At 68.4% G+C, this 21,466-nt stretch carries 21 protein-coding genes; 13 read left to right on the top strand and 8 right to left on the bottom strand.

Features of this window, described 5'->3' with window-relative positions; genetic code table 11:
• Window positions 1-300: 300 nt before the first annotated feature.
• From RM25_RS09610 to RM25_RS09580, 7 genes are all read right to left on the bottom strand, one after another.
• Window positions 301-639, bottom strand: coding sequence for a P-II family nitrogen regulator (locus RM25_RS09610; protein ID WP_013161880.1), 339 nt, complete (start codon window positions 637-639; stop codon window positions 301-303).
• Entirely contained in the window at window positions 636-1,997 is a 1,362-nt protein-coding gene (locus RM25_RS09605; RefSeq protein ID WP_044636388.1) for an ammonium transporter, read from the bottom strand. Before RM25_RS09605 ends, RM25_RS09610 begins: the two co-directional genes overlap by 4 nt.
• Window positions 1,998-2,158: 161 nt before the next feature.
• Window positions 2,159-3,223 carry a hypothetical protein gene (locus RM25_RS09600; protein WP_013161878.1) on the bottom strand — a complete coding sequence of 355 codons (1,065 nt, stop codon included), beginning with the start codon at window positions 3,221-3,223 and terminating at the stop codon, window positions 2,159-2,161.
• 156 nt (window positions 3,224-3,379) lie between these two features.
• Window positions 3,380-4,282 carry a magnesium transporter CorA family protein gene (locus RM25_RS09595; protein ID WP_013161877.1) on the bottom strand — a complete coding sequence of 301 codons (903 nt, stop codon included), beginning with the start codon at window positions 4,280-4,282 and terminating at the stop codon, window positions 3,380-3,382.
• A 3-nt stretch (window positions 4,283-4,285) separates the two neighbouring features.
• The gene (locus RM25_RS09590) at window positions 4,286-4,828 is read right to left on the bottom strand and encodes a SixA phosphatase family protein (protein ID WP_013161876.1); all 543 of its coding nucleotides are present in this window, start codon (window positions 4,826-4,828) and stop codon (window positions 4,286-4,288) included.
• 1 nt (window position 4,829) lies between these two features.
• Entirely contained in the window at window positions 4,830-6,086 is a 1,257-nt protein-coding gene (locus RM25_RS09585) for a TRM11 family methyltransferase (RefSeq protein WP_052809183.1), read from the bottom strand.
• 149 nt (window positions 6,087-6,235) lie between these two features.
• Window positions 6,236-6,736 (bottom strand): inorganic diphosphatase, encoded by a 501-nt coding sequence (locus RM25_RS09580; RefSeq protein WP_044636854.1) that lies wholly within the window; start codon window positions 6,734-6,736, stop codon window positions 6,236-6,238.
• A 118-nt stretch (window positions 6,737-6,854) separates the two neighbouring features.
• Between RM25_RS09580 and dacB the strand changes: the two genes are divergently transcribed.
• The 11 genes from dacB (at window position 6,855) to folK (ending at window position 16,972) form a co-directional block, all read left to right on the top strand.
• A complete protein-coding gene (gene dacB, locus RM25_RS09575) occupies window positions 6,855-8,225 on the top strand; it encodes a D-alanyl-D-alanine carboxypeptidase/D-alanyl-D-alanine endopeptidase (protein ID WP_044636387.1) in 1,371 nt (456 codons plus the stop codon).
• Window positions 8,226-8,386: 161 nt separating this feature from the next.
• Window positions 8,387-8,617, top strand: coding sequence for a hypothetical protein (locus RM25_RS13290; protein WP_052809182.1), 231 nt, complete (start codon window positions 8,387-8,389; stop codon window positions 8,615-8,617).
• Entirely contained in the window at window positions 8,569-9,477 is a 909-nt protein-coding gene (locus RM25_RS09570; protein ID WP_052809181.1) for a zinc-dependent metalloprotease, read from the top strand. The genes RM25_RS13290 and RM25_RS09570 overlap by 49 nt, the downstream gene beginning before the upstream one ends.
• The gene (gene tilS / locus RM25_RS09565; RefSeq protein ID WP_044636386.1) at window positions 9,477-10,466 is read left to right on the top strand and encodes a tRNA lysidine(34) synthetase TilS; all 990 of its coding nucleotides are present in this window, start codon (window positions 9,477-9,479) and stop codon (window positions 10,464-10,466) included. Before RM25_RS09570 ends, tilS begins: the two co-directional genes overlap by 1 nt.
• A 166-nt stretch (window positions 10,467-10,632) precedes the next feature.
• Window positions 10,633-11,184 carry a hypoxanthine phosphoribosyltransferase gene (gene hpt / locus RM25_RS09560; RefSeq protein ID WP_013161870.1) on the top strand — a complete coding sequence of 184 codons (552 nt, stop codon included), beginning with the start codon at window positions 10,633-10,635 and terminating at the stop codon, window positions 11,182-11,184.
• A gap of 71 nt (window positions 11,185-11,255) precedes the next feature.
• Window positions 11,256-13,733, top strand: coding sequence for an AAA family ATPase (locus RM25_RS13370; protein WP_080774539.1), 2,478 nt, complete (start codon window positions 11,256-11,258; stop codon window positions 13,731-13,733).
• Window positions 13,734-13,885: 152 nt separating this feature from the next.
• Complete coding sequence (folE, locus tag RM25_RS09550; protein WP_255753335.1) at window positions 13,886-14,461, top strand: GTP cyclohydrolase I FolE; 576 nt, start codon at window positions 13,886-13,888, stop codon at window positions 14,459-14,461.
• Between the two features lie 10 nt (window positions 14,462-14,471).
• The gene (locus RM25_RS09545; protein ID WP_080713610.1) at window positions 14,472-14,939 is read left to right on the top strand and encodes a GntR family transcriptional regulator; all 468 of its coding nucleotides are present in this window, start codon (window positions 14,472-14,474) and stop codon (window positions 14,937-14,939) included.
• Between the two features lie 103 nt (window positions 14,940-15,042).
• The gene (gene folP, locus RM25_RS09540; protein ID WP_013161866.1) at window positions 15,043-15,909 is read left to right on the top strand and encodes a dihydropteroate synthase; all 867 of its coding nucleotides are present in this window, start codon (window positions 15,043-15,045) and stop codon (window positions 15,907-15,909) included.
• Between the two features lie 164 nt (window positions 15,910-16,073).
• Window positions 16,074-16,430, top strand: coding sequence for a dihydroneopterin aldolase (gene folB / locus RM25_RS09535; protein WP_036943198.1), 357 nt, complete (start codon window positions 16,074-16,076; stop codon window positions 16,428-16,430).
• The gene (gene folK / locus RM25_RS09530; protein ID WP_044636384.1) at window positions 16,427-16,972 is read left to right on the top strand and encodes a 2-amino-4-hydroxy-6-hydroxymethyldihydropteridine diphosphokinase; all 546 of its coding nucleotides are present in this window, start codon (window positions 16,427-16,429) and stop codon (window positions 16,970-16,972) included. Before folB ends, folK begins: the two co-directional genes overlap by 4 nt.
• 80 nt (window positions 16,973-17,052) lie before the next feature.
• Here folK and RM25_RS12785 read toward each other — a convergent pair whose 3' ends face one another.
• Complete coding sequence (locus RM25_RS12785; RefSeq protein ID WP_155405102.1) at window positions 17,053-17,226, bottom strand: hypothetical protein; 174 nt, start codon at window positions 17,224-17,226, stop codon at window positions 17,053-17,055.
• Between the two features lie 355 nt (window positions 17,227-17,581).
• Here RM25_RS12785 and RM25_RS09525 point away from each other — a divergent pair, with 355 nt between their 5' ends.
• Together RM25_RS09525 and RM25_RS09520 are read left to right on the top strand one after the other, a co-directional pair.
• Window positions 17,582-17,902, top strand: a complete 321-nt coding sequence (locus RM25_RS09525; RefSeq protein WP_013161863.1) for a histone-like nucleoid-structuring protein Lsr2 — start codon at window positions 17,582-17,584, stop codon at window positions 17,900-17,902.
• An 863-nt stretch (window positions 17,903-18,765) separates the two neighbouring features.
• Window positions 18,766-21,342 carry an ATP-dependent Clp protease ATP-binding subunit gene (locus RM25_RS09520; RefSeq protein WP_044636383.1) on the top strand — a complete coding sequence of 859 codons (2,577 nt, stop codon included), beginning with the start codon at window positions 18,766-18,768 and terminating at the stop codon, window positions 21,340-21,342.
• The last annotated feature ends 124 nt before the right edge of the window (window positions 21,343-21,466 follow it).

Genomic DNA, 21,466 nt, shown 5'->3' with positions numbered 1-21,466 from the left:
AATGGGCACGGTTGCCTTTCGGGTGGACGTCCTTAGGTGGACACCTGTGCGGCAATGACGCCGCACAACTGCCCACTCAGTGGTGATTTCCGGGTGCGGGGAGTTCGGGCCGGCTGATTCCGTGTCGGCTGATGCTGCGGCGCTGCGTGAGGCCGTGGCGCTGCGTGAGCCCGAACCCGTCCCACACACACAGTTGGCCCGTCCTGATCAATCAGGACGGGCCAACTGCTCATGTGATCGCAAGGAAACGATCGGGGGTTTATGTGTGCAATGCCCGGCGCACGCGGGTGACGGTGGTCATCACAGGGCCTCGGCCCCGCGCTCGCCGGTCCTGATGCGCACCACGTCCTCCACGGTGGACGACCAGACCTTGCCGTCGCCGACATTGCCGGTGCGGGCCGACTCGCAGATGATCGAGATGATGCCCTCCACCTCGGCCTCGGCGGCCAGGATCTCGATGCGCACCTTGGCGATGAAGTCGATCGTGTACTCGGCTCCGCGGTAGACCTCGGTGTGCCCGCGCTGGCGGCCGTAGCCGCTCACTTCGGAGACGGTCATTCCGGAGGCACCGGCCTGGGCCAGGGCGATCTCGACGTCCTCCAGCACATCGGGCTGGATGATTGCGGTGATGAGCTTCATGCGGAGGCCTCTTCCTGGGTGCGGGCGGGCTTGTCGGTGAGGCTCGAGGCGTCGGGCGGCACGATGATCGTGCGGCGCACGCTCTTGGTCGACGAGTAGCCGATGATGCTCAGGTCGTAGCCGATCTCGGCGTGCTGCGAGATGTCCATGCCGCCGTACTCCACCTCATTGCTGACGCGGATGCCGATGGTCTTCTTGATCACCAGCGCGATGAGCGAGCTGACGATGAACGAGAAGGCGAACATGGCTACCGCGCCGAGGGCCTGGCGTCCGAGCTGCTCGAATCCGCCGCCGTAGAACAGGCCGTTGATGCCGTTGGTGAGGTCCGCCTTGCAGAACAGGCCGACCGCCAGGGTGCCGATGATGCCACCCACCAGGTGCACGCCCACCACGTCGAGCGAGTCGTCGTAGCCGAGCTTGTACTTCAAGCCCACTGCGTAGCAGCAGCCGACGCCGGCCAGGACGCCGATCGCCAGGGCGTCCAGTGGGCTCACCGTGGCGCAGGCGGGGGTGATGGCCACCAGGCCGGCCACCACGCCGGAGGCGGCACCAAGGCTGGTGGCGTGTCCGTCGCGGATGCGCTCGGTCAGGGCCCAGGCGCTCATGGCGGCGCAGGTGGCGGCCAGGGTGTTCGTCCAGGCAAGGGAGGCGGTGCCATTGGCGCCGAGTGCCGAACCGGCGTTGAAACCGAACCAGCCGAACCACAGGCCGGCCGCGCCGAGCATCACCAGGGTGAGGTTGTGCGGACGCATCGGGCGGGTGCCGAAGCCCTTGCGGGTGCCCAGCACGATGGCCAGGGCCAGCGCTGCCGCGCCGGCATTGATGTGGATGGCGGTGCCACCGGCGAAGTCGAAGACCTTCAGCGAGTTGGCGATCCAACCGCCCTTGTCGGCGGCATAGCCGTCAAACGCGAACACCCAGTGGGCGGCCGGGAAGTAGACCAGCACGCTCCAGAAGGCCGCAAACAGGCACCAGGCGCCGAACTTCATCCGGTCTGCCACCGCGCCCGAGATGAGCGCGACGGCCAGGATGGCGAACGCGGCCTGGAAGCCGACGAAGGCGAAGGCCGGGATGGTGCCGAACTGGGCCGTGGCCAGCCCCTTCAATCCGGCATACTGGAAGGGATTGCCGATGAGGCCGTGCCACGAGTTGCCGAACGCCTCCGAGAAGCCGAACAACACCCACAGCACGCCGACGATGCCCATCGCGATGATGGACATCATCATCATGTTCAGGACGCCCTTGGCCCTGACCATGCCGCCATAGAAGAACGCGAGCATTGGCGTCATGAAGAGCACCAACGCCGCACTGATGAGTACCCAGGCCGTGTCGCCTGCGCTGATTTCCAATGCGATCATGAAAATAGTTTTTCCCGGCCGCGTTTCGTCACAGTGTTGTCCGTGTTACGGGCTGGTAACCGATCTCGGGGCGATGTAACAGCCACGTTTCGCCGGGCTGTGGACGCGCACGCCCGCGCGCTGTGTGCTTGCTGCGCGTCCCGGAGGACGCACCGGTGCCCTCAGCAGTGTCCGCCGTCGAAGCCGACCGCCCCGAAGTAGACGCGCCCGGCCACCGCATCGGCGGCGGCCTTCACATCGTCGAGCTTGTCCCTGGCGCCATTGACCACCAGGCCGACGCCGATCCGGTCGCCATTGGCGTTGGGGATGATCGCCATCTGGCGCACCACCGGATTGCCGTTGTCGTCCACGCCATCGGAGGTGCGCAGGTAGCTGCCCACCACCGAACCGAAGCCGTAGGCGTGGTCATCGTCGAAATAGTGCATGCGTGAGACGGCATACCAGGCGTCCGACGAGCACCACAGCTGTCCGGCCATCTGCGCCTGTGGGGCCACCGGCCAGTCGGTCTGGCTGAATGCCGGCACGTCCTGACGGGCCGTGCTGGTGGCCACCGTGGTGTTCTGGTCGCCGTAGGCGCGCAGGACCGCATTGGTCCTGGTGGCGGCCTCCTCGCCGTTGCCCAGGAAGCTGTAGAGCGCCTCGTCTCCCGACAGGCTCGACCCGCTGATGCTCTTGGCCAGCAGGTAGGTGATGTTGGAGGGCACCGGGTTCAGGTTGAGCACCGCCAGCGCGATGGGCAGGTCGATGGTGCCCAGCGCCGGCCCGCTGGTGGCGCTGCCGGCCGTCCAGGTGGCGTCAAGTTGGGCGCCCACCGGGGCGATGCCCGACACGGCCAGCCCGACGCGCACGCCGTAGCGGTTCTCGATGGCGGCCACCTGCGCCTGCAGGTCGGCCAGGTCCTCACCGGTCGGCGCCATCGTCTGAGGCGCCACCACCGGGGTCTGGGAGACGCTCGGGGTGGGGCTTGCCGAGGGGCTGACGGTGATCGCCGGCTGGGCGGGACGTCCGGTGCTGCGGAACGAGCCGAAGGTGATCACGCCCACCAGCACCACGGCCATCAACAGGGTGATCAGCCAGACGGGGGCCCGCCACAGCAGGCCGGCGGACGCACGGGTGCGTCCCGCGATGGGGGAGGAACTGACCAGTCCGTGGAGGTCGTGGCGCAGCTTGCGTCGTCGCTGCTCGCGGGCGCGGCGACGCGCGTCATGGCGTGCGCTGTCAGCCACGGGTCCCTCCCCTCGACCAGCGGGACGCGTGGGCGGCCCGGACTACGGATAGCAACGTGGGCCGCAGTAGGCGGCCCGGACTCTACGGATAGCAGCGTGGGCCGCGGTGGGCGGCCCGGAAGCTACCGCAACATCCTAGGGGTGCAGCATGTGGTTTCACTTGCGCATGCTGTGGCGCAGCATGAGGCCCATCGCCAACCAGAGCACGGCGGCGATGCCGGTGACGATCAGCCAGGCGTGCGGCGCGTTCTCCAGCGGCAGCGCAACGTTCATCCCGAAGAAGCCGGTGACGATCGTCGGGATCGCCAACAGCAGCGACCAGACCGTCATGAAGCGCATGATGTCGTTCAGGTTGTTGTTCAACACATTGTTGTAGGTGTCGGACAACTGGCCGATGATCTGCGACGACATCTCGGTCATCTCCACCAGCTGGTTCGCCTCGATCTCGGCGTCGTCAAGCTGCTCGCGGGCCGAATCCGACAGGCGGTGATAGGGCTGTTGCACCTTGATCTGGCGGATCACCACGGCGTTCTGCTTCGCCGCGGCCACCAGGTAGATCAGCCCGATGCCCAGGTCGGACAGCTCCAACAGCTTTGACTTGGTGGTGCGCTCGCGCAGGCTGCTCGTGTAGTGGCGCCATTCCGCGTCGACGTCCTGCACCAGCGGGAAGAAGGCGTCGGAGACCAGGAACAGGGCATTGAACAGCAGCTCGATGGGCGTGACCTCGGGATGGGCCTTCACGAAGCCGGCGATCAGGTCGTTCACATAGCTGGTGTGCTCATCGTTGATCGTGAACAGCTCGTGGTCCTTGACGATGAAGGTCATCGGGCTGGCGTCGTAGTGGTTCTCGATCTTCTCGCGGTGCGCCACGTTGAAGATGAGCAGGAAGGTCCCGGTGTCGGCGTCGTATTCGACGTGGGCACGTTCGTGGGGGTCCTGCGCGTAGGTCAGGATCTCCTGGTCGATGTTGAACTGGCTGGCGAGCCGCTTGAGGCCCCCGGTGTCGCTGGTGGCCGTTGCGTACCAGCGGAATTGGCCCTCGCCGAAGACGGTCTTCATCGGTCAGCCGGTGGGCAGGTCCGCCGGACGCACCGGGCTGACGCGCGGCCGGGCGGCGTCGGTGTAGTCGTAGGGATCGAAGTCCGTCAGCTGTGACCAGGGGCCGTCCACGTCGAAGGCGACGAGCGTCGCGGCCGGGAAGGCGCACTGCATCAGGTCGGCCTCGCGGTGCGAGGCGGCCCAGGTGAGGTTGGCGGCCAGCGACGGGATACCCGGGGCATGGGCGAGCACGAGCAGGGCACTGACCTCGTCGGGGGTCTCGCCGATGCGCTGCAACAGCGTGGCCGGCGAGGCGTCATAGAGCGCCTTCATGTATTCGGCGCGCACCGGACGCCCCTCGGGGTCGCTGAGCGCCATGGCGGCGAAGGTCTCGCGGGCCCGTTGCGCTGCGGAGACCATTGCCAGTTGGATGCCGGCGGCGGCCAACAGCTCGCCGGCATGGTGCGCCTGGTCACGTCCGAGGTCGGTGAGCCCACGGCTCATATCGCCGGACGGCCCGAACGATTCAGCCTGGGCATGACGCATGAGGTACAGCTTGCTGGTCATGTCACGAGACTAGCCGGGCGGGCTTCACGGCCACCATCAGATCCCGCTTGATCGACGAATCCACGCGGTGGGCGAACTGCAGCCAGGGGCCGTCGTCACGCACCTCCAGCCCGGCGTCGGTGCAGATCGCGGCCAGGTCCTCGCGGCTGAGGCCATAGGTGTTCCACGACAGCCCCAGGGCGCCGCCGGCGCGCAACTGGCCAGCCCAGACCGGGATGGCGTCGGCCAACAGGGTGGCGGGGGAGCGGTCGCGGTCGCCGCCCGGGCGATGGCCCGTCGGGTGCCCTGCGGAGCCGCGCTTCCCATTTTCTCGGGGGGCGCGGTTCTCTCGGGGGGCCCTGCGCACATCGGTGGCGCCGTGCACCACGCCGTAGGGCGCGTCGGTGACGATGGCGTCGAACTTGCGCTTGCCGAACAGCACCGCCGCGTCGCGGGTGTCGCCGGTGAACATGGTCATCGCCAGCTGCGGAGCATCGGGGACGGCCCGGTGGCCCCGGGTCTGCTCACCGGGACGGGCCGTGGCATCCAGGCGCTGGCCCATCATCCGCCCGTCGCGACGCACCGTGGTCACCTCGGCGGTGTGCTTGAGGCGCTTGCGACGCAGATAGGTCTTGAGGAAGCCAGCGAACTGCTCGAACGCCGATGTGTCGAGCTCCACCCCGTAGGCATTATGTCCGGCCGTCCAGGCGGTCAGCAGGGTGGTGCCGCGTCCGGCAAGGGGATCGAGCACGTCGAACTGGCGGCGCGTCTGGTCATGGCCGGTGGGGGCGTCGCGGCCGGCGGCAGCCGTTCCCCGACGGGTGGTCACCTGGCTCAGCGTCACGTGCAGCAACAGGCGGGTGAACAGCTCGTTGGTCTTGCCGCGGTACTTGGGGATGGTCACCAGGTCGTCGTCCAGCACGTCGGAGCGCGGCAGCTCGATGGGCCGCAGCAGCACCTCGGAGGGGGACGTGGTGGGCACGTCCGCCGCGGGTTCACTTCCGAAGAGCGCGGCCTGCTCGGATGCGCGCTCGAAGAGCGCGAGCACACTCGACTGGGCGGCGATCTTGCGCGGATCGAGGTCATCGGCCTCGAAGGCCAGGTAGTCGACGCCTGCCACGCGGCGCTCCACGGCGGCGCCGAGGTCGGGGCTCGTCACGGCCAGCTCGGCGGCGGCCAGGGTGGCCGTCTCGGCGGCATAGACGTGGTTGGCCGAGGGCGCGAGCAGCATCAGGTAGGCGGACACGTCGCACATCTTGTCACGGTGTCCGCTTGTCATGGTGTCCGCTTGTCCCGTGGGCCCTACCTGTCCCGGGGGCCCCGCTTGTCCCACGGGCCGGAACACAGTCGCGCCCGGGCACGGCTGTGCAGCACATGCCCGGGCGCGACCACGAGAATCCCGCTGGGATCACAGATCCCGCGTTCGTCCTACTGCAGGTCAACCTTCAGGTGCTCGTATGAGGTGCCCTTGGCGCGCTCGAAGGAGGCGCGGATCTCGGCCTCGGCGTCGGTGCGGCCCGTCCAGGAGGCGCCCTCGACGCTCTTTCCGGGCTCCAGGTCCTTGTAGACGGTGAAGAAGTGCTCGATCTCGAGCATCACCATCTGGGGGACGTCATCGATGTCGTCCATGTAATCGCGACGCACGTCGGCGGTGGGGATGCACAGCACCTTGTCGTCGGGGCCGGCCTCGTCGCGCATCCGGAACATCGCGATGGCGCGGCAGCGCACCAGGCAACCCGGGAAGGTCGGCTCGGTCAGGATGACCATGGAGTCAAGGGGGTCGCCGTCCTCGCCGAGGGTGCCCTCGATGAACCCATAGTCATAGGGGTACTGAGTGGAGGTGAACAACGTCCGGTCCAGGCGGATACGGCCGGTGTTGTGATCCATCTCGTACTTGTTCTTGGTGCCCCGCGGGATCTCGACGGTCATGTCGAAGGTCAGGTCGTACTGCGGAAGCCCCGTTGCAATGCGAAATTCATCGGTCACAGTGTGAGTCCTTATGATGAGGAAACTTGTCGATGACATTACCTTGTTGGGAGCCGGCTGTATGAAGTCCGCGACGCGACGCCCGCTGACGCGCTGGATTGTCGCCTTCGGGGTGGTGTTGGTGCTGGTCATCGCCGGGTCGGTGGGGCTGCATGCCTCCGGTGCCCTGGTCTCGGGGGGTGCCTCGACCGTGCCGGCCGGCGTGTTCGCCACCCCCGCCACGAACCTCAACGGCAATGGCGTCATCGGTGACGCCCCGGTGCCGGCCTCCTACGCGGCCCTGTCCGCCGACAAGGTGGCCGCGGCCCTCAACCGGGTGGGCGTGCGCAATGGCTATTCGGTGGTCGCCCGCGACCTGTCGAATGGCCAAGTGCTCGATGCCACGAGGGGCGATGATGCGGTGATCCCGGCGTCCTCGATGAAGCTGATGACCACCAGCTCGGTGATCGACAAGCTGGGGCCCACCCACACCTTCTCCACCCGCGTGATGCGCCAGCCCGGCGGCTCGATCACCCTGGTCGGGGGCGGCGACGTGCTGCTGGCCAGCACCCCGACGTCATATGCCTATGGGTCCCCGCAGCCGGCCACCACCCAGGACCTGGCCCAGCGCACGGCCGACGCGCTGAAGGCGGCGGGCACCACGAGCGTCACCCTGGGCTACGACGATTCCCTGTTCAGCGGTGCGACGCGCCATCCCGACTGGGAACCGGGCGACATGGCCTATGTGAACGACATCTCGGCGTTGATGGTCGATGAGGGCGGCGGCTCCACCACGCCGGCGGCCACGGCGGCCACCACCTTCGCCCGCCAGCTGGGCGCCAACGGCATCAGCGTCACCGGCACGCCCACCGCCCATGTCTCCCAGTCCGGTGCGACGCAGCTGGCGGCGGTGGATTCGCTGCCGCTGTCGCAGATCGTGCAGGAATGCCTGCGCCACTCCGACAACACGATCGCCGAGGTGCTGTTCCGGCACCTGGCGATCGCCTACGGACAGCCGGGCAGCTTCGACGGCGGCGTCCAGGCCCTGCAGCAGGAGATGACGCACCTGGGCCTGTGGAGCGGCGTCGACTCGTTGCACGACGGATCGGGGCTCAGCGTGCATGACCGCCTCACGGCGTCGGCCCTGACGCAGGTGATCACCCTGGCCGCCGGCCGCGACGACCTGCGCAATCTGCTGGCCGGACTGCCGGTCGCCGCCGCCACGGGCAGCCTGGAGACGCGCTTCATCGACTCCGCGTCCTCGGCGGGCGGTGGACGGGTGCGCGCCAAGACCGGCACGCTCGACACGGCCAGCGCGCTGGTGGGGTACACGCCCACCGCGGATGGCGGCATGGTGGCCTTCGCCCTGGTGGGCAACGGCGTGGGCGCGGAGGTGCGTCCCTATCTCGACCAGATGGCCGGGGCGCTCTCAGGCTGCGCTTGCGCTGCCTGACGTCCACGGGGACTGCGCTTGCGCTGCCTGAGGTGGGCCGGGACTGACGTCCGCGGCGGCCGGATGCGTCGTCCGTGACGTTTCCTCGGGGCCAGCTTTGAGTTCACTGTCACCGCTGCATGGCGGGGCTGCGTGTGGGTGGCGCTTGATAGGTTCGACGTATGGGCGTGCAGTCGACTCCGGAAGAGCCTCCGCAATCCGGTGCGGCGCTGCCCTGGGTCGACTGGGACACCACCCTGCGCGTGGCAACGTCGAGCGCGCCGATCGGCCCGCCGGTGAGCCTGGCCGAGCGTCGGCAGGCCGTGGAACAGCTGCGCGCCAGCGCCGAGCGTGCCCCCAGATCGTGGCCGACGCGTCCCACCTGCAGCCACCCGCCCGTGGCGAGGCCCTGATCGTCGATCGCGCCGGCTTCGCCCGGGCGAACACCGACATGATGCGCCAGATCTGGCAGGGCATCGGCGTGGAGGTGCGTCCCCGTGGCCCCGGCCTGATCCCGGGCATCGTGCGGGGCGGGGCCGTCGGCAAGATGATCGGGCTGCTGTCGGGCCATGTGCTGGGCCAGTTCAACCCGTTGGGGTCGCCGCCGCGATTGTTGCTGGTGGCGCCGTCGATCATGTCCACCGAACGCCGCCTGGGCGTCGATCCGGGTGACTTCCGGCTGTGGGTGGCGCTGCACGAGCAGACCCATCGCGCCCAGTTCCAGGCAGCCGGCTGGCTCACCGCGTGGATGCTCGGCCGCGTCCGGGCGCTCATCGAGGCCGATGCCGACCACGAATCGGCCGTGCACGGCGCGCTGGACCATTTCGCGATGCTCAAGCACCACCGTGACTCCGACGACGACGTCGCGCTCACGATGGCCGAGATGCTCACCACTCCCTCGGCCGCTGCGGTGCTGGAGCAGGTGAGTGGGGTCATGTCGCTGCTCGAGGGCCATGCCGACGTGATGATGGACCGGGCCGGCCCCGAGGTGATTGCCAGCCTGGCCACCATCCGGGCCCGCTTCGACGCCCGCCGGGGGCGCGGCGGGCCACAGATGATCATGCTGCGCGCGCTGGGCATGGGCGCCAAGCTGGCCCAGTACCGCGAGGGTGCGGCCTTCTGCCATGCCGTCATCGACGCCGCCGACAACGACGACGAGGGCATCGAGCTGCTCAACCGGGTGTTCACCAGCGCCGCCGAGATGCCCTCCCTGCACGAGATCCGCCAACCCGACGCCTGGCTCGCCCGGATGGGCGTCGACGTCCACCGCTGATGGCAACCCGAGCCCTGGGTCGGGCCGGCCTCGCCCTGGTGGCGGCCGTCAGCGATGGCCTGCAACGCGCGTCCGAGCAGGGGAGCCGGGTGCGGGTGGCCTGTTCGGGCGGCCCCGATTCCCTGGCCCTGGCGGCCGCCGTCGCGGTGTACGCCCGGCGTGATCCGGCGCTGCTGGCCGAGGCGCTGGTGGTTGACCACCAGCTGCAGCCCGGCTCCCGTGAGGTGGCCCACGCGGCCGTCGATGCGGTGCGGGGCCTGGGCCTTCCCGCCCGGACGGTGGCGGTGCAGGTGCCGCACAGCGGCGAGGGTCCCGAGGCGGCGGCGCGTCGGGCCCGCTACGAGGCGCTGGCCGCGCCGGACGCCGCGGGCGGGCGTCGTCCCGACCTTGTGCTGCTGGGCCACACCCTGGATGACCAGGCCGAGACGGTGTTGCTGGGCCTGGTCCGCGGCTCGGGCACCCGGTCGTTGGCCGGCATGCCGGCGCGCTTCGGCAGTGCCCCGCAGTTCTGGCGTCCGCTGCTCGGCGTGCGGCGGGCCGACACCGAACGGGCCTGCGTCGAGTGGGGGCTGGCGCCCTGGCACGATCCACAGAACCGCGACGACCGCTTCACCCGCTCGCGGCTGCGCCATCGGGTGCTGCCGGTGCTCACCGCCGAGCTGGGCGAGGGGTTCATCGAGGCGCTCGCCCGCACCGCCACCCTTGCCATGCAGGACGCCGACTATCTGGACGCCCTCACCTCCTCGGCGCTGACGCGGATCATGGGTGACGGCGGCCTGGATTGCGCCCGGCTCGCCGACCAACCCGCGGCCCTGCAGGGTCGACTGGTGCGCCGCTGGCTGGCCACCGTGGGCATCGTCGGCCTCGACTTCGAGCGCACCGCCGCGGTGCTGGAGCTGGTGGTGGCGTGGCGGGGCCAGAAGGGCGTCGACCTGCCCGGGGGCCATCGCGTGGTGCGCCGGGCCGGCGTGTTGTTCCTCGACCACTGAGGGTGGCGTGGCCGCTGTGTCCCGCCCGTCGGCTTGTCCACGGCCGGGGACAAGCCCGGGCCGCCGACGCTGCCCCTGCCCCGGGCAGCGCCCCTGCGCAACAGTCCAGCGCCACGGCACGGCGCAACAGCCCAGTGCAACAGCCCAGTGCAATAGGCTGTGCCCCGTGTACGCCACGGACATCAGCAATGATCTCGAACATGTACTCATCCCGGCCGACAAGCTGGCCGCCCGGGTGGAGGAGCTGGCCGCCCAGATCGACGCCGACCACGCCGGTCAGGACCTCCTGCTCGTCGGAGTGCTCAACGGCGCCATGATGGTGATGTCCGACCTGAGCCGCGCCATGAAGAGCCTTGTCACCGTGGATTGGATGGCGATCTCGTCGTACGGCGCCGGCACCCAGAGCTCCGGTGTGGTGCGCATCCTCAAGGACCTCAGCACCGACATCCACGACCGCGATGTGCTCATCGTCGAGGACATCATCGACACCGGCCTGACGCTGAGCTACCTGGTGCAGAACCTGACCAGCCGCGGCCCGCGCAGCCTCGAGATCGCCGCCATGTTCCGCAAGCCGGAGGCCGTGGACGCCCCCGTCGACGTGAAGTACGTCGGCTTCGACCTGCCCAATGAGTTCGTCGTCGGCTACGGCCTCGACTACAACGGGCTCTACCGCAACCTGCGCGACGTCGCCACGCTGGCGACGCACGTCTACCGCTGACGCCGATCCCTCCTGTCCCTGCGGGGCCCACTGGTGGCTCGTGGATGATTGGATGACCACCAGGGGGCGCCATGACAACACCACGCGTGGACGACGGGCATGTGCACGACGACGGGCATGTGGGCGACGAGCAGCATGCGCGTGACGACGGCCTCGTCCTCACTGCAGAGTTCCGCGACGCCCTGACGCGCCTGGCGCGCGGCGAGAACCTCTTCCTCACCGGCAAGGCCGGCTCGGGCAAGTCGACCCTCATCCGGTTGTTCATGGAATCGAACGAGCGCACCGTGGTGGTGGCGGCGCCCACCGGCATCGCCGCGCTCAACGTCGACGGCTACACGATCCATCGGCTCTTCTCGTTCAACACCGCCACCACGACGGAACAGGTGGCCTCGGGCGACTACTACCCGGGCCGCTTCGCCCGCACGCTCAAGTCGCTGGACACCCTGATCATCGACGAGGTCTCGATGGTGCGGTCCGACCTGTTCGACTGCCTCGTGGCGGCGCTGGAACGCTTCGGACCCCACCCCGGGCAGCCCCTCGGCGGCGTCCAACTGGTGCTGGTGGGCGATCTCTACCAGCTGCCACCGGTGGTCACCGAGGGCGAGCGGGAGTACTTCTCAACCACCTACGAGTCGCCCTGGTTCTTCTCGGCGCACGCCTACCGCCGCGACGACTTCCCCACCGTGGAGCTCACCACCGTGTTCCGCCAGATCGGCGACGCACGGCTGGTGCACCTGCTCAACGCCGTGCGCGACGGCAGGCTGCTGGCCGCTGCGCGCGCCGAGCTGAACCAGCGCACCGACCCCGGGTTCGAGCCGCCGATCGACGAGTTCTGGCTCACCCTGGCCACCACCAACCGCATCGCCGCGGCCCGCAACAACCGCCAGCTCGCGCGTCTCGGCGGCAGGCAGTACAGCTACCGGGCCACCGTCACCGGAGACGCCACGGGCTTCGACGCCCCTGCCGACGAGGTCGTCACCTTCGCAGTGGGTGCCCAGGTGATGATGCTCACCAACGCCCAGGCCACCCACGGTGAGGGTTCCCATGACCGGCCGCGGTGGGTCAACGGCACGATCGGACGCATCGCCGCAGTGCGCTACGACCACGACGAGCCGGTGGTCACCATCGCGCTGCCCGACGGTCGCCACGAGGAGGCCGGGCCCCACGCCTGGGACATCACCCGGCCGGTCGTGGAGGGTGGCCGACTGCGCCATGAGGTGGTCGGCAGCTTCACGCAGCTGCCCTTCCGCCTGGCCTGGGCGATCACCATCCACAAGAGCCAGGGCCAGACGCTGGACCATGCCATCGTCGACCTCAGCGGCGGCACCTTCGCCGAGGGCCAGCTCTATGTGGCGCTCTCGCGGTGCACGAGCCTGGCCGGCCTGGTGCTCGCGCGCCCGGTGTTGCCGAAGGACCTCAAGGCGGATCAGCGCATCCGGCGCTTCCTGGCGTCGGCCCGCACGTCGGTGCCCCGGCGTGGCCTGGCCTTCCTGACGGTCACCTTCGTGGGCGACGAGGGACGCATGTGGCGGCCGCGTCCGCTCGAGCTGGCGGTGGTCACCGACGACGGTCGCGAGCTGGTCACGCTGGTGAATCCCGACCGCGACATGGGCGAATCGGCCCGTGACAACGCCCTGTCCGCCTCCGATGTGCGCTTCGCCCCGATGCTGGGGGAGGCCTGGCCGGCCATCGAGCGCTGCCTGGACGGATATGGGCTCATCGGCGTCGACATCGACCAGACCCTCGATTACCTCGACTACGAGCTGAAGCGTGGCGGCATCGTGTCCCCGATGCCGATCGGTGGCGAGGCCGAGTCATTGCTCAGCCCCGACGAGGCGCGCGAGCTGGACGAGCTGCCCACCCTGCAGCGCGCCCGCCGGCTGCGTGAACTGGTGCTTGCCCGTCGGGGCACCGGACGCGAGTTCCCGGAGGGGTCGGGGCCCCGTACGGCAGCCCCGACCACGGATCCCTGGGCGGACATCGAGACCTTCTCGCGGGCCGGCGCGGCCGATGGTGGCCCCGTCCGCCACGGCGACGGGGCCGAGCAGCCCGCCGTCCTGTTGGTGCGCGACGGCGCGCAACGATCCTTCGTCGTGGACGCCCCCGACATGGCCTCCGAGGCCGACCGGGCCGCCTTCCTGGCCGCCCGGCTGCGTGCCGCGGCGTCACGCACCGTGGTCGACGATGGGGCGCTCGCCGAGCTCGAGCAGCTGGAGCGCCAGTGGGGCGTCACCATCATCACCGACGCGATGCGCCGTCCCGCCGACAGCGCCGAGCAGGTCTTCGTGCCCGGCGCACGGGTCTGCTTCACCGGCTCGGTGATCGACGCCCGGGGGACGACCATCTCGCGCAGCGACATGGAACAGCTCGCCGCCGAGCACGAACTGGTCGCGGTGCCCTCGGTCACCAGGACCCGCTGCGATGTGCTGGTGGCAGCCGACACCGCGTCGCGTTCGGGCAAGGCCCGCAAGGCACTCGACCTGGGCAAGCCGGTGATCTCGGCCGCAGAATTCCTCGCATGGGCGAACCCCGCCGGCCCGGGCCGATAGCGCCGCAACGTCCCCCTAGGATGGGAATGCCGTCCAGAAAGGGAGATCCCTTGTCCGAATCCACGCGCGCCGGCCGGTCCGACGAGACCCGCGAAACTGACGCCACCGACCACGCCATCGACAATTCGGCCTACGAGCAGCCCGGCCTCGAACTGCCCCCCGGCTTCGACGGGAAGCGCATCGAGGCGGCCATGCGCGAGGTGCTCATCGGCATCGGCGAGGACCCCGACCGCGAGGGCCTGGTGGAGACGCCGGCCCGCATCGCGCGTGCCTACGGCGAGATCTTCTCGGGCCTGGGCAAGGAACCCGACAAGGTGCTGGCGCGCACCTTCGACATCAGCCATGACGAGATGGTGCTGGTGCGCGATATTGACGTGCACTCCATGTGCGAACACCACCTGCTGCCCTTCCACGGACGGGCCCATGTCTGCTACATCCCCGCCAAGGACGGCCGCGTGACCGGCCTGTCGAAGCTGGCGCGCCTGGTTGACCTGTACGCCCGGCGTCCCCAGGTGCAGGAGCGCCTCACCACGCAGATGGCCAATGCCCTGGTCGACCAGCTGGGCGCGCGCGGCGTGCTCGTGGTGCTGGAGTGCGAGCACCAGTGCATGACGATGCGCGGGGTGCGCAAGCCCGGCAGCACCACCGTCACCAGCGCCGTGCGTGGCGTGCTGCGTGACCCGGCCACCCGCTCCGAGGCCATGAGCCTCATCGTGCGCAACCGCTGAGCAGCTTCCCATGCCGAGCGCTGCGAGGGAGCCGGGGGACGGGCCGGACCATGCCGAGCGGCCCGACGGCGCACCGCGCCGGACGGCCCCGCAGGACGCGTCCGGTCGTGGGGGCAGGCCGACAGGTCCGCTCGTGCACATCGATGCCGCGTCGCCGACCCCGGTGTTCGAACAGATCATCGAGCAGCTCCGCCGCGGTGCCGTGCAGGGATCGCTCCCGGCCGGCACGCGACTGCCCGCGGTGCGCGCCCTGGCCGGTGAGCTGGGCGTGGCGGTGAACACCGTGGCCAAGGCCTACCGTCAACTCGAGGCGGAGGGCACCGTGGTCACCGGCGGACGCAATGGCACCACGATCGCCGGCCTGGCCGATGCGGAGCCCACCCGGGTGGCCGAGGCGGCGCGGACCCTGATCGCCCGTGCCCGCGACGCCGGGCTGTCCCGCGACCAGGCCTTGGGCCTGGTGGCCCGTCTCTGGTAGGGCAGGGCCTGGTGGCCCCTGTGGTGAACCCCGGGCCCGGCGGCCCATGGGCGGCGAGTCCGCCCGCAGCCCGCGCCGGCATGGTTCTCACTAGGCTGCAGCTATGAGTCTCGGGGGTAGTCAGGACGATCATCAGGTGGCCGATCGGGCGGATCGTCCCGGTGACGGCCACACGCGGGTGATGGGCATCGTCAACGTGACCCCCGACTCCTTCAGCGACGGGGGCCTGTACCTGCATGCCGACGCCGCCATCGCCCACGGCGTCGAGCTGGTGCGGCAGGGGGCCGAGCTGCTCGACATCGGCGGCGAGTCCACCCGCCCGGGCGCCACCCGGGTGAGCGAGGACGAGGAATTGTCGCGGGTGATTCCCGTGGTGGGCGGCCTGGCCGCCGATCCCCGCACGCGTGACATCCCGCTGAGCGTCGACACGATGCGCGCCAGCGTGGCCAGGGCCTCCGTGGAGGCCGGCGCGGCCATCATCAACGACGTATCCGGGGGGCTTGCCGACGACGCCATGTTCGCCACCGTGGCCGGCCTGGACGTCGACTACATCTGCCAGCACTGGCGCGGCTTCGGGCAGGAGATGAACCAACGGGCCCGCTACCACGACGTGGTCACCGAGGTGCGCGACGAATTGGCCGCGCGGCTGGCGCTCGCGGAACAGGCCGGCATCAGCCACGACCACCTGATCGCCGATCCCGGCCTGGGCTTCGCCAAGATGGGCGAGCAGGACTGGCAACTGCTGCGCCACCTCGATGTCTTCGTGGCGCTCGGCCACCGCGTGCTGGTGGGCGCCAGCCGCAAGCGCTTCCTGGGCGTGCTGCTCAACGGACGCGAGGCCCGCGACCGGGACGCCGCGACCGCCGCCGTCTCGGCCTGGTGCGCCCAGCGCGGGGTGTGGGGCGTGCGTACCCATGAGGTGCTCAGCCAGGCCGACGCGATCGCGGTCACCGAGCACCTGATGCTGTGACGGCCGGATTGCCGCGTCGGGAACCATCGCTCGGCGAAGGCGATCCCGCGTGGTCGGGGCATTGTGGCATCGGATAGCTTGGAATCAGAACAGCGTGCCACCCCCTGCATAGCGCAGGAGTCGTCATCCGACCTTGAGGAGCAACGATGTCAGTAGAGCCGGAAATGGGATTTGTGGTGGTGTCCCTGAGTGGAATCACCGCAATGGGACACCACGGCGTTCTTGAATCAGAGCGCCGGGAGGGGCAGCCGTTCAGCGTCGATCTGCGGCTGGTGGCCCCTGAGCCGGGCACCGACGAGCTGTCCGAGGCGGTGAATTATGCCGAGGTCGCCGAGTTGGTGAGCGACCTGATCCGTTCACAGGCCGTCAATCTCATCGAGACATTGGCTGCGCGCATTGCCGATGCGGTGGTGGAGCTGCCGCGCGTGCGTGAGGTGGATGTCACGGTGCACAAGCCGCACGCACCCATCCCCGTGCCTTTCAACGATGTCACGGTCACCGTGAACAGGAGGACGCCATGAACGCATTCATTGATTCCGACACCCTGGGCGACCTGAAGCCGCTCAACAGGGTGGTATTCAGCCTCGGTTCCAATCAGGGCGACAGCCTCGATATCCTGCAGTGCGCGGTGGACATGCTGGCCGCCACCCCCCAGCTCATCATGGTTGATGTGGCGCCGGTGTATCTCACCAAGCCGGTGGGCAATACCAATCAGCCCGATTTCTACAACACCGTGGTGCTGGCCGAGTCGACGATGGAACCCCGCGACCTGCTCGACCGGGCCAATGTGATCGAGCAGGCCTATGCGCGCCATCGCGATCCCGACAATCCGCACGGCCCGCGCACCCTGGACGTCGACCTCATCGTGGTGGGCAAGCGCACCTCGGCCACCCAGCGGCTGGAGTTGCCGCATCCGCGCGCCCATGAACGGGCCTTCGTGTTGGTTCCCTGGCTCGACATCGACCCGAAGGCGACGCTGCCGCAGGGTCCGATCGCCGACCTGGTGGCCCGCATGGACGTCGGCGGCGTGCACAAGCTCGACGCCGGCCTGCTGAAGCCCTGATTCGCCTGCGCGGCCTTCCCGGTCGATGGGCTGCCGCGATGCCGCCGCGTCCCCGAATAGGGGTCTTTTCCGGGTGGGGATCAGATTCCGGGCCGCATCGGATTGCCGGGAGCGGGATAACCGGCGCGGGCCGGATTGCCCGCCGGAGCCGGATAGCCCAGGGGTGCCGGATAGCCCAGGGATGCCGGATAGCTGGCGGGATCAGATAGCCGGGGCCGATAGCCGCAGCGATAGATCGCGCCGATAGCGAACACTTCGGGTGGCGCCGCTGCCCGAGGCGGGCCGGATCACAACCCCCCCGGCCGTTCGCCGCGCCCGGGTGCTCCCATTGTGGGGGTCCGTCCAATGCCGGGAGCATCCATTGCAGGGGTGTGCGGCAGCGATTGCCCCCATCCTCCATAGCAGTCCCGGGGCCGTATCGCATATTTGGTGCAATCCATTGCACATCTGTGAACGTGATCATGCACCGATATCACATCTGTGGTCAGCGGTTTGGGGTGCCCCGGGGTTGATGTCGACGCGATGCTCTGTAAACTACTTATCAGTGATTAAATCTTGGAGCAGATTTTAGTTGTGCTGCTCATCCTGGGCCTACGAAAGGGTTTTGACATGGCACGTAACGTGAAGGTCGTTCTCATCGATGACGTCGATGGCGGAGACGCCGACCAGACGATCAATTTCGGTCTCGACGGCGTGAATTACGAGATCGACCTGTCCAACGCGAACGCACAGAAGATGCGCGACGAGCTCGCCGTCTGGGTTGGCCACGGCCGCCGCGTCACCGGTCGTCGCGGTGCCGCCGCCCGCAAGCAGGGCCCGTCCGACGCCGCGAAGATCCGCGAGTGGGCCAAGTCAACCGGCCGCCAGGTGCCGCTGCGTGGCCGCATCCCCAATGCGATCCGCGCCGAGTACGAAGAGGCCACCAAGTAGCGCACCACGTATCAGCGCGCTAGGTAACAAGGTCGCAGCTGCTCGGGAACCCGGGACGCTGGCGCACGCTGTCCGCCCCCATCAGGGAGTGGCGGCAGGTCAGCAGGGCTGAGCGCAACGGGCCGAGTTCGCCCACTGGCCCAGTCCAGGAGCGTGTGCAGCGGGGTCGGTGTGGACAATGTCCGCGCCGGCCCCGCTGTGCTGTCCCTGGCTCCGTTACTCGGACCCCCGCGCACCCCGCGGCAGCCCTGCGGGCGTCGCGCGGGAATACCGGGGGAACGCCGGGGAACATCCCGGGGCCCCGCGGTGTTGATACGTGGCAAGTCGTCCAGTCGTTATCGGGCGCCAGCCGTCATTCCACCAGCCCCATCCCCGGGGCGCCGATCGATCCCGCGAGGGCTGATCCCCACCGGGGGCCGGCTGCCACGGTTGGTGTGCGGTGTCGGGACAGCGGTTTGTCGGACAGTGGTTTGCGGGACAGTGGTTTGCGGGACAGGGAGCGACCCACTGTGCCACGTGGCACAGTGTTGCTTGAGAACGGCGTTGCTTGAGAATGGTGTTGCTTGAGAACGGCGTTGCCTACGAAGCGCCGGGGGCGTCGGGCTGTTGACGACGCGCCACGGCGCCGGGTTGTCCACCACGAGCCGTCCGGCACGCTGGGCAGGTCGTCCACCACCGTGGATCCAGGCAGTAGGTTTGCAACATGAGCGTACGTCGCTCAGGTTGAGCAGCGGCGAACGACGGGAACAGATCCGATTACCTGAGGGTTTGTAGAATTGAAACATGAGTCCGGGAGACTCAGCCCAACCGGGTTGAGGGGTCCGGCACTCTTGGAGGGCCGGCAGGCCCGCTGAAGGAGACCAATGTTTGAACGCTTTACCGACCGCGCGCGCCGCGTCATCGTGCTGGCCCAGGACGAAGCGAAGATGCTGAATCACAACTACATCGGCACCGAGCACATCCTGTTGGGCCTCATCCACGAAGGTGAAGGCGTCGCGGCGAAGGCTCTGGAGCAGATGGGCATCTCGCTGGAGGCTGTTCGCGAACAGGTCATCGAGATCATCGGCCAGGGCTCCACCCCGCCCACCGGTCACATTCCGTTCACGCCCCGCGCCAAGAAGGTGCTTGAGTACTCGCTGCGCGAGGCGTTGCAGATGAACCATTCATATATCGGCACCGAGCACATTCTGCTGGGCCTCATCCGCGAGGGTGAAGGCGTGGCTGCCCAGGTGCTCATCAAGCTTGGGGCTGACCTCAATCGCGTCCGCACCACCGTGCTGCAGTTGCTCTCGGGCTACCAGGAAGAAGGCGGTGGCCAGCCGGCTACCGCTGGCGCTCCCGAAATGGGCCCCGGCACCAGCACGAACAATGGTGCGCTTGACCAGTTCGGACGCAATCTCACCCAGGCTGCCCGCGATAACAAGCTCGACCCCGTGATCGGTCGTCAGAAGGAAGTCGAGCGCGTGATGACGGTGCTGAGCCGTCGCACGAAGAACAACCCCGTGCTGATCGGCGAACCCGGCGTCGGCAAGACTGCCGTGGTCGAGGGCCTGGCCCAGGCGATCGTGCGCGGAGATGTTCCCGAAACCCTGCGTGACAAGCAGATCTACACCCTTGACCTGGGTGCGCTGGTTGCCGGCTCCCGTTACCGTGGCGACTTCGAAGAGCGCTTCAAGAAGGTGCTCAAGGAGATCAAGACCCGTGGCGACGTGATGCTGTTCATCGACGAGCTGCACACCCTGGTGGGTGCCGGTGCCGCCGAGGGCGCCATCGACGCGGCAAGCATCCTCAAGCCGATGCTTGCTCGTGGCGAGCTGCAGACCATCGGTGCCACCACGCTGGATGAATATCGCAAGCACATCGAGAAGGACGCCGCCCTTGAGCGTCGTTTCCAGCCCATCCAGGTGGATGAGCCCTCGGTGCAGCTGACGATCGAGATCCTCAAGGGGCTGCGTGATCGTTACGAGGCCCACCACCGCGTCACCATCACCGACGAGGCCCTGAGCGCGGGCGCCAACCTGGCCGACCGCTACATCCAGGATCGGTTCCTGCCTGACAAGGCCATCGACCTGATCGACGAGGCCGGTGCACGCATGCGCATCGCGCGCATGACTGCGCCGCCGGACCTGCGCGAGTTCGACGACAAGATCGCCGCCAACCGTGCAGAGAAGGAGGCCGCGATCGACCATCAGGACTTCGAGGCCGCTGCCAAGCTGCGTGACGACGAGCGCAAGCTCACCGCCGCGCGTGCCGAGAAGGAGACTGCCTGGCGCGAAGGCGAGTCCGATACGCCCGCCGTCGTGGGCGAGGAGGAGATCGCCGAGGTGCTGTCCAGCTCGACGGGTGTGCCGGTGGCACGCCTCACCGAGGAGGAGTCGCAGCGCCTGCTCAACATGGAGGACGAGATCCACAAGCGCTACATCGGGCAGGACGAGGCCGTCAAGGCCATCTCCCGTTCGATCCGGCGTACTCGTGCCGGCCTGAAGGACCCGAACCGTCCCAGTGGCTCGTTCATCTTCGCCGGCCCGTCCGGCGTCGGCAAGACCGAGCTCACCAAGGCGCTCACCGAGTTCCTGTTCGGCGACGAGGATGCGCTGATCACCCTGGACATGTCGGAGTACTCCGAGAAGCACACGGCCAGCCGTATGTTCGGCTCGCCGCCCGGATACGTCGGCTACGAAGAGGGTGGCCAGCTCACCGAGAAGGTGCGCCGCAAGCCGTTCAGCGTGATCCTGTTCGACGAGATCGAGAAGGCACACCCCGATATCTTCAACTCGCTGCTGCAGATTCTGGATGAAGGTCGCCTGACCGACGCCCAGGGTCGTGTGGTCGACTTCAAGAACACCGTGATCGTCATGACCACGAACCTTGGTTCGCGCGACATCAGTCGTGGCGTCAACCTCGGGTTCTCGAAGACCGGCGACACCGAGAACAGCTACGAGCAGATGAAGTCGAAGGTGAGCGAGGAGCTGAAGCAGCACTTCCGCCCCGAGTTCCTCAACCGCGTTGACGAAGTGGTGGTGTTCCACCAGCTGTCGCAGGACGACATCCTGCACATCGTCGACCTCATGGTTGGCCAGATCGAGAATCGCCTTGGCGACCGCGACATGGGTATCGAGCTGACGCCCGCTGCTCGTGAACTGGTGGGCAAGCGCGGCTTCGACCCGGTGCTCGGTGCTCGTCCCCTGCGTCGTGCGATCCAGCGCGACATCGAGGACCCGATCTCGGAGAAGATCCTCTACGGCGACCTCAAGGCCGGTTCGATCGTGCTGGTCGACGTGGCTGAGGGTGCCACCAAGAAGTCGACGGAGGCGTTCACCTTCAAGGGGATGCCGAAGCACGACGAGGTGACCGACTCGGAGTTCGCACAGCTGACAGGTGCGGGAAGCACTGGCGGAGACGCCGGTCCGGCTGAGCCGCAAGCGCCCAGCGCTTCATAAGGGCACGGCGCCCAGCGCTTCGTAGGAAACGCAGAAGCAGAGTCAGGAGGGGCCGCACATCCCACAGGATGTGCGGCCCCTCCTGCGTCATGTCGGGAATGTGGCGGGTAACACTGGTTCAGGT

The sequence above is a fragment of the Propionibacterium freudenreichii subsp. freudenreichii genome, assembly GCF_000940845.1.
GTDB classification, from domain to species: domain Bacteria; phylum Actinomycetota; class Actinomycetes; order Propionibacteriales; family Propionibacteriaceae; genus Propionibacterium; species Propionibacterium freudenreichii.
Note: the sequence above shows the minus strand (reverse complement) of the source record. Positions and strands in the feature narration are given on the sequence as shown.

Excerpts from the sequence above, each read along its gene's own strand:
- RM25_RS09610 (WP_013161880.1), bottom strand. The coding sequence starts at position 639 with ATGAAGCTCATCACCGCAATCATCCAGCCCGATGTGCTGGAGGACGTC.
- RM25_RS09605 (WP_044636388.1), bottom strand. The coding sequence starts at position 1,997 with ATGATCGCATTGGAAATCAGCGCAGGCGACACGGCCTGGGTACTCATC.
- RM25_RS09595 (WP_013161877.1), bottom strand. The coding sequence starts at position 4,282 with ATGAAGACCGTCTTCGGCGAGGGCCAATTCCGCTGGTACGCAACGGCC.
- RM25_RS09590 (WP_013161876.1), bottom strand. The coding sequence starts at position 4,828 with ATGACCAGCAAGCTGTACCTCATGCGTCATGCCCAGGCTGAATCGTTC.
- RM25_RS09585 (WP_052809183.1), bottom strand. The coding sequence starts at position 6,086 with ATGACAAGCGGACACCGTGACAAGATGTGCGACGTGTCCGCCTACCTG.
- RM25_RS09580 (WP_044636854.1), bottom strand. The coding sequence starts at position 6,736 with ATGACCGTCGAGATCCCGCGGGGCACCAAGAACAAGTACGAGATGGAT.
- dacB (WP_044636387.1), top strand. The coding sequence starts at position 6,855 with ATGAAGTCCGCGACGCGACGCCCGCTGACGCGCTGGATTGTCGCCTTC.
- RM25_RS13290 (WP_052809182.1), top strand. The coding sequence starts at position 8,387 with ATGGGCGTGCAGTCGACTCCGGAAGAGCCTCCGCAATCCGGTGCGGCG.
- tilS (WP_044636386.1), top strand. The coding sequence starts at position 9,477 with ATGGCAACCCGAGCCCTGGGTCGGGCCGGCCTCGCCCTGGTGGCGGCC.
- RM25_RS13370 (WP_080774539.1), top strand. The coding sequence starts at position 11,256 with ATGACAACACCACGCGTGGACGACGGGCATGTGCACGACGACGGGCAT.
- RM25_RS09545 (WP_080713610.1), top strand. The coding sequence starts at position 14,472 with ATGCCGAGCGCTGCGAGGGAGCCGGGGGACGGGCCGGACCATGCCGAG.
- folP (WP_013161866.1), top strand. The coding sequence starts at position 15,043 with ATGAGTCTCGGGGGTAGTCAGGACGATCATCAGGTGGCCGATCGGGCG.
- folB (WP_036943198.1), top strand. The coding sequence starts at position 16,074 with ATGGGATTTGTGGTGGTGTCCCTGAGTGGAATCACCGCAATGGGACAC.
- folK (WP_044636384.1), top strand. The coding sequence starts at position 16,427 with ATGAACGCATTCATTGATTCCGACACCCTGGGCGACCTGAAGCCGCTC.
- RM25_RS09525 (WP_013161863.1), top strand. The coding sequence starts at position 17,582 with ATGGCACGTAACGTGAAGGTCGTTCTCATCGATGACGTCGATGGCGGA.
- RM25_RS09520 (WP_044636383.1), top strand. The coding sequence starts at position 18,766 with ATGTTTGAACGCTTTACCGACCGCGCGCGCCGCGTCATCGTGCTGGCC.